The following is a 5,693-nucleotide window of genomic DNA, read 5'->3' as shown; positions in this document are numbered from 1 at the left end:
GGTCTGACGCACCATTCGGATCGCGGAGTGCAATACCGTGCGCTGCGCTACACCGAGCGCCTCGCGGACGAGGCCGCGGTGGCCTCGGTCGGCTCGCGCGGCGACTCCTACGACAATGCGCTGGCCGAGGCGTTCAACAGTTTGTTCAAGGCCGAGTTGATTCGGAACAGGGGACCGTGGACGTCCATCAACGACGTCGAGATCGCGGTGGCCGAATACATCGACTGGTTCAACCGGCGGCGCCTGCACGGCGAACTCGGCCACGTCACCCCAGCCGAGCACGAGGCCGCCTACTTCGCGGCTGAGCCCCACCCACCACTCCAGAAAACCAGGTAACCGACTCTCCATCAAACCCGGTACTTGACAAACACCGATGCCCCCGCATTGACCGCGATGTTGACCGGCGCGGGCTTTCGGGTCGCGATGCCCCACACCACCGTGCTCACCGCGGACGCCGTGGAGTCGGAGGCGATCGACCATCTCGTGCGAGATCTGCTGGCCGCCGGGTTCGTGGCGGACCCCGACCGCGCCGACGCCCTCACTCCTGACCAAGCAGTCGACGCCCGCCAGCAGCTGCTGGACGGGTTTGTCCGGGACCTGCGGGGCCTGGGCACCCGGCCCGCCTCACCGCTGATGGTGGCCCTGGGGTCGCTGAGCCAGGTCGCCGAATGGGCCGACAGCCATGCCGATTCCACTCTCGGCCTTCATGCCGATGCGCTGGCGAACGCCGGCTGGTCGCTGCTGGAGGCGTGGCAGCAGGCGTTCAAGGCCGCCCTCGCGCGGTCCGAGCCCGGCGTCACCGCGGTGGAGGTCGGCATAGGTCTGGCCCTGCGCGACCCGCTGCTGGACGCCGCCTCCGCGGCCCGGCAGGTCAACGACCTGTATGTGGCCCGCTCCTCACCGGTGTTCACCATCTGCGAGCGGATGCAGTACATGGCCACCGTCGCCCGCGCCGGGCTGGGCGAGGACGACGCGGACCTGGCCGCCGTCCTCGCCCGCAGCGCGGAGCGCGTCCTCGCGGTCCCCGACGGCCTGAACCGGGTGGCCGACCACATCACCGCACCGCCGGCCTCCTCGGCGGCCCGCGGACGCAGCGGCGTGCCGCACGATCCCGACGCGGATCCGGCCGACCCCTCGGTCAGTCCGCGCCCCGACGACGGCCCGCCGCCCCACAGCCGGCATCGCTGACGCCAGCTGCCGTGTCCGCCCGCTCGATTCCCCAACCCCGTTGAAGGGGGCTCTTCGTGACCGCTGATGCCGTCATCCACCGCCTGCCCGACCATGCCCTGGCCGTCGCCGTCGACCCCGACTCCAAGGTGGCTGCCACCGCCGCGGAGCTGCTGCGCGGGGACGGCTTCGCCCCCACCAAGGCCCCGGGGCTGTTCACCGCACCGGACACGGCCGACAGCTACCGGCTGTTCGACCACGCCGCACTGGCTTTGATGAGCGCCAAGCTGACCGTCTCCAACGCCTACCTGCCCGACCTGGCGGGCACCCAGTTGCTGGTCCTGACCGAGATGGCCATCACGGCGTTGCAGGAGGCGAGCAGCCGACTGCTTCAGGCCGAACACGATGCCCCGGTGCAGCAAGTGATCGACGAACTGGCGACCCTGCAGGTCTGGAGCGCCACCAGCGGCCGACAGGTCGTCCGCGCGATGAGCGAGGCGGCGGTCGAGGCCTCCGGGGCGGTGCTGTCGGGATGGCTGACCACCCACGGCGCCGTGCTGGGCCTGGCCGGAGGCGCGCTTCCTGACGATCCGTATGTCCCGGCCTTTGCCCGCCCGGCCGCCTCGATGCCGCTGACGGATGCAGCGCTGCTGGTGCGGAACCTGCACGCACTCGCCGACTCCCCGCTGCGCACCATGCAGCTGCGCATCGAGCGGATGGCCGACTACGCCGCGGCCAACCTCGGCGACAGCGGCCGCGCAGTCGCCCAGCAGATGCGGCTCGGCGCGCACATCATCCGCGCCGCCAAGCCCATGCTGCGCCGGATGGAGAAGACCCTGGCCCTGGTCGCCGGCGGCGCGGGCGCCGCGCAGGTCGAGCGCGCCCTGGCCGCCACCAACACCGGCCGGACCAAGGTCGAGCCCAGTAACGGCACCCCGCGCAGCGTGGCACCCGCGTCTGCCCCGGAGCGGAACAGGCCACGCGCCCGCCTCTGACCCTTCGCCCACCCAATCGCCTTGTCGATCAAGGGAGTCTGTTCTTGCCCGATGTTGTGCTGCCCCCGGTCGTGATCCGCTATGTGGTCGCCACCGGTATCACCGCCTTCACCCCCGCCGTCAACCCACGAGTCGACTCCCTGCTGGCCGATGCCGGCTTCATCGCCACGCCGGTGCTGTCCCTCCACACCCTGCCCGCAGGGCTGCCGCGCGCCGAGCAGGTCAGGCGGGTCAACCGCGCCGCGACGCTGCTCAAGCGGGCCCGCATCCCCGTCGACGTGCAGAGCCTGACGCTACCGCTCAATCCGCGGGCAGCCGCCGCTGCCGAGGCCGACAGCTTCGGCCGCGGCCTGCACCGCACGTTCGTCGAGGTCGCGTTCAAGCAGGACGGGCCGGCCACCCGGCTCGCCGCGACCCTGCTCGGCGCACGACTGTGGGCCTCCCACCAACCGGGCGGATCCGACGCGAACCTGCCCGGGCTGCTGGGTGATCTGGCCCGGGACAGCCAGAAGGTCTTCGAGACCACGCACTGGTCGCTGTCCCGCATCCACGCCGAACCGGTCCGCCTCCCCCACCGCTCCTACGCCGTCGCCGCCACCGCCGATGTGAGCCCGCAGCAGGCCGGACAGCATTTGCGCGCCCTCACCCGCACCAACGAAAGCGCCCTTGCCGACGCGCAGCAGTTGGTGGACTACACCGCCGCCGGCCTAGAGCTGCTGTGCGGGGAGCGCGGCACGGCAACCGCGGCCGCGCTGCGCGGCCAGCTGCCGGGGTTGGCGGCGATTGGCACCGCCATCGACCAGGCCGCCACAGCCGTCGAAGCCCTCTCCGCCCCGGGATCGCGCTCGACTGCGGCCGCCACCGAGTCCGCCGTTCACGGCGACAAGCCCGGCCCGAGCGGCGATGGGTCCTCGTCGATCGCACCCCCGCAGGGTTCCCCCGCCCCCAAGCACCGGAAGTCCGGGCGCTGAGCCCCGACCTATCACTTCCCATCAGGCCAGGAAGGAACGTTCCGGCATGCCCGTTCCCACCCACTTCGACGTCGAGCACCTGTGCGGCCACAGCCTGACCCACGACCTGTCGGACAAGCGGGCCGACGAGCGAGCGGGCTTCGCCCGCTGGCTCGGCCGGCGCCCGTGCACCGACTGCTGGCGCGCCGCCAAGGACGCCGAGAGCGAGACCCCCGAGCACCGCGCAACCCGGCACGCGGCCGAGCACGCAGAGGCCCGCGCCTGGTCCAAGGACCAGCACCTGCCGCCCCTGGAAGGCAGCGACAGCCAGATCGGCTTCGGCGAGGTGATGCGCCGCAAGATGCTGACCGCCGCCTACCAGGCCCTGGTCCTCGACGGGCAGATGAGCGAGACGGACTGGGAGCAGGTGGAGGAGCGGGCCCGCCGTGTGGGCCTGGCCCGCTGGTGGCTGGACAACAAGGAGCTGGCCCCCGAGCTGCTGCCCGAACTGCTGGAGGCGTCCGGCGAGGACGGCCGCGGCTGCGAGAACCCGGCGATGTGATCCGGGCAGTCCCAGACCCTCTGTCGATCACCAACCCGCCTTTGAGTCCCGCCGGCTTCCCTGATCAGGAGGGCGATGGCCAAGTCTTTGCTCCTCAGCACCCACTACATCGATCCGCTTGCAGACCAGGCCGCGCTCGATCATCAGTCGGCCGAGCTGGCGTTGCATCTGGAGAGCGTCGGCGATGAGACCGACGTCATCGCCCATGGAGCCCTGCGCGGGCAGGGCCTGGACTTCGCGATCACCCGCTACCAGAACCTGCAGTTCGACCGGCCCGGAGCCGACATCTTCGGCGTCCTTCGGCTGCTGCGCACCCCGCTCGGCTTCCACCTGGCCTACCGCCAGGAGCCGACCTCCGCCTTGGCGATGCGGCAGCTGGCCCTGCTGCGCTGCCCGGTGGAACACCTGGTCATCGGACCGGGAGCCGCTCTGCCCGCCGATCCGCTCTCCCGGCGGATCACCACCCGAGCCACGACCGCGGGGCTGCAGGCCAAGGTCCTGGCCTCGTGGACGGTGCTGGATCCCGGGCCGGGCTCGTTCTGCGAGAGCTGGGCGCTACTGGCCCACCCTGGCGAGGACCACGTCCGGCTGCAGATCGAATCCTGGCCCCACCAGGGCGCGGTGCTGCTGCGCGAGGGCTGGTTCCCCGAGGCCGAGGATGCCCAGGCGTGGTTGGAGCGCCGCTACGGCTGCGCCCCGTGCCGGCCCCTTCCCCCGCCGCCGGAGGATTCCGCGCTCGCGGCCCTGGCACCGCAGCTGCCGATCTTCGATCCGACCCACCCGGCGATCACTGCCACCACCCTGACCGCCCTCGCCCACCCGAGCAACGACCGCCCCTCGACACCCCCTTCGCCGGGTTCCTCGGACCGTCACCGGCACCGCTGACGGGACACCGCGCCGACGCTCCGCGGCCAGGTCGTCTGCCGCTTCCGCCCGTGTGGGCACGGCCCACCCCCATGGCTCTCGCCCCTTCGATTCAGGAGTCGCATGTCCGATCTTCTGCCGATGAGCTTCACCCTTCTCGACGACGGCGCCGTGCACGCCACCGCGCCCGCCACCCAGCAGGGCCGCGACGCCCTCTCGGTGCTGGGCTTCACCGAGCACCATCTCGCCGCGGACCGGCCCTACTTCCGCCTCGCCCCCGCCCCGCTCGCAGAGCAGCGCCGCACGGTCACCGCGGCCGCCGCAGGCCTGGCCGCCCTGGGCATGGAGTGCCAAGTCGATGTGCTGCTCGCCCCGCCGGGCTCCGCCGAGCACATCCGCACCGCGGTCACCCCCGGGCAGCTCGCCGTGGCCGCGGCCGCCGCACTGGCGGACGGCGGCCCCCTCCGGGCAGCCGACCAGGCCATGGCTGCACTCAGTGAGCGCGCCACCGCGCTCAACCTCAACTACGGCGACCCGCGCCTGGACCTCCTGGTGCACCAGTTCACCTCGGCCGTCCAGCAGCTCAGCACCGTCCGCAGCTACCTGCGCGACACCGCCGCGGTGCTGCGCGAGGTGGAGGCCGACTTCCCCGCACCCCGGTTCGAGCGCTTCAGCGCCGCCCGCTCCACCACGCACCTCAGCGCGAACAGCAGCGCCGCGCCCGGCCCGGCCGAGGCGCCGGCGGCGGCGCAGCCGCCGGCGGCCCGCCGCACCCTCTGACTCATCCCTTCACCCGTTGTGGGAGCCGCCGTTGATCGCCGAGCTGCACCGCACCGACCGTCCCGAATGCCTGTTGGCCCGCCTCCTGACCAGCACGGACAGCCCCACCCCCTACCTGGCCGGAAGCCTGCCGCACCCGCCTTCCACCGCCGACACGCACCGCGCCGACCTGCTTCACTTGACCACCCGCCACCTGCAGAAGCCGCTGGACGCGACGAAGGAGCACGGACCAGCGGCTCGACTCGTGGTGTGGCATTGCCGGCTCGCTCATCCCGTCGATCAAGCCGTGCTGGGCGACGGGCAGTGGGCGCGGGCCGCCACCGCCATCGCCCGCACCGGCCGCTTCGCCAGCCCCGAGCACGAGGACGGACCGCG

General features: G+C 72.3%; 8 protein-coding genes. All 8 read left to right on the top strand.

The genetic code is table 11. From position 1 onward, the window contains the following. Positions 1 to 336 (top strand): integrase core domain-containing protein (locus tag BIV57_RS21930; protein ID WP_139275760.1); only part of this gene is annotated, 336 nt, incomplete at its 5' end. Between the two features lie 87 nt (positions 337 to 423). Beyond that, a complete protein-coding gene (locus tag BIV57_RS21925) occupies positions 424 to 1,188 on the top strand; it encodes a hypothetical protein (RefSeq protein ID WP_139275759.1) in 765 nt (254 codons plus the stop codon). 56 nt (positions 1,189 to 1,244) lie between these two features. Further along, positions 1,245 to 2,162 (top strand): hypothetical protein, encoded by a 918-nt coding sequence (locus tag BIV57_RS21920; protein ID WP_071658603.1) that lies wholly within the window; start codon positions 1,245 to 1,247, stop codon positions 2,160 to 2,162. 44 nt (positions 2,163 to 2,206) lie between these two features. After that, the gene (locus BIV57_RS21915) at positions 2,207 to 3,133 is read left to right on the top strand and encodes a hypothetical protein (protein WP_139275758.1); all 927 of its coding nucleotides are present in this window, start codon (positions 2,207 to 2,209) and stop codon (positions 3,131 to 3,133) included. Between the two features lie 46 nt (positions 3,134 to 3,179). Next, positions 3,180 to 3,674, top strand: coding sequence for a hypothetical protein (locus BIV57_RS21910; protein ID WP_071658601.1), 495 nt, complete (start codon positions 3,180 to 3,182; stop codon positions 3,672 to 3,674). 75 nt (positions 3,675 to 3,749) lie between these two features. Then, on the top strand, positions 3,750 to 4,559 hold the full coding sequence (locus tag BIV57_RS21905) for a hypothetical protein (RefSeq protein WP_071658600.1): 810 nt from the start codon (positions 3,750 to 3,752) through the stop codon (positions 4,557 to 4,559). Positions 4,560 to 4,661: 102 nt separating this feature from the next. Beyond that, positions 4,662 to 5,318: a hypothetical protein gene (locus tag BIV57_RS21900; RefSeq protein WP_071658599.1), complete on the top strand. Its 657-nt coding sequence runs from the start codon at positions 4,662 to 4,664 to the stop codon at positions 5,316 to 5,318. 31 nt (positions 5,319 to 5,349) lie between these two features. Next, on the top strand, positions 5,350 to 5,693 hold a 344-nt coding region (locus BIV57_RS21895; protein ID WP_139275757.1), incomplete at its 3' end, for a hypothetical protein.

It is taken from the genome of Mangrovactinospora gilvigrisea, assembly GCF_001879105.1.
GTDB lineage: Bacteria > Actinomycetota > Actinomycetes > Streptomycetales > Streptomycetaceae > Mangrovactinospora > Mangrovactinospora gilvigrisea.
This window is presented reverse-complemented; position numbering and strand designations above follow the sequence as displayed.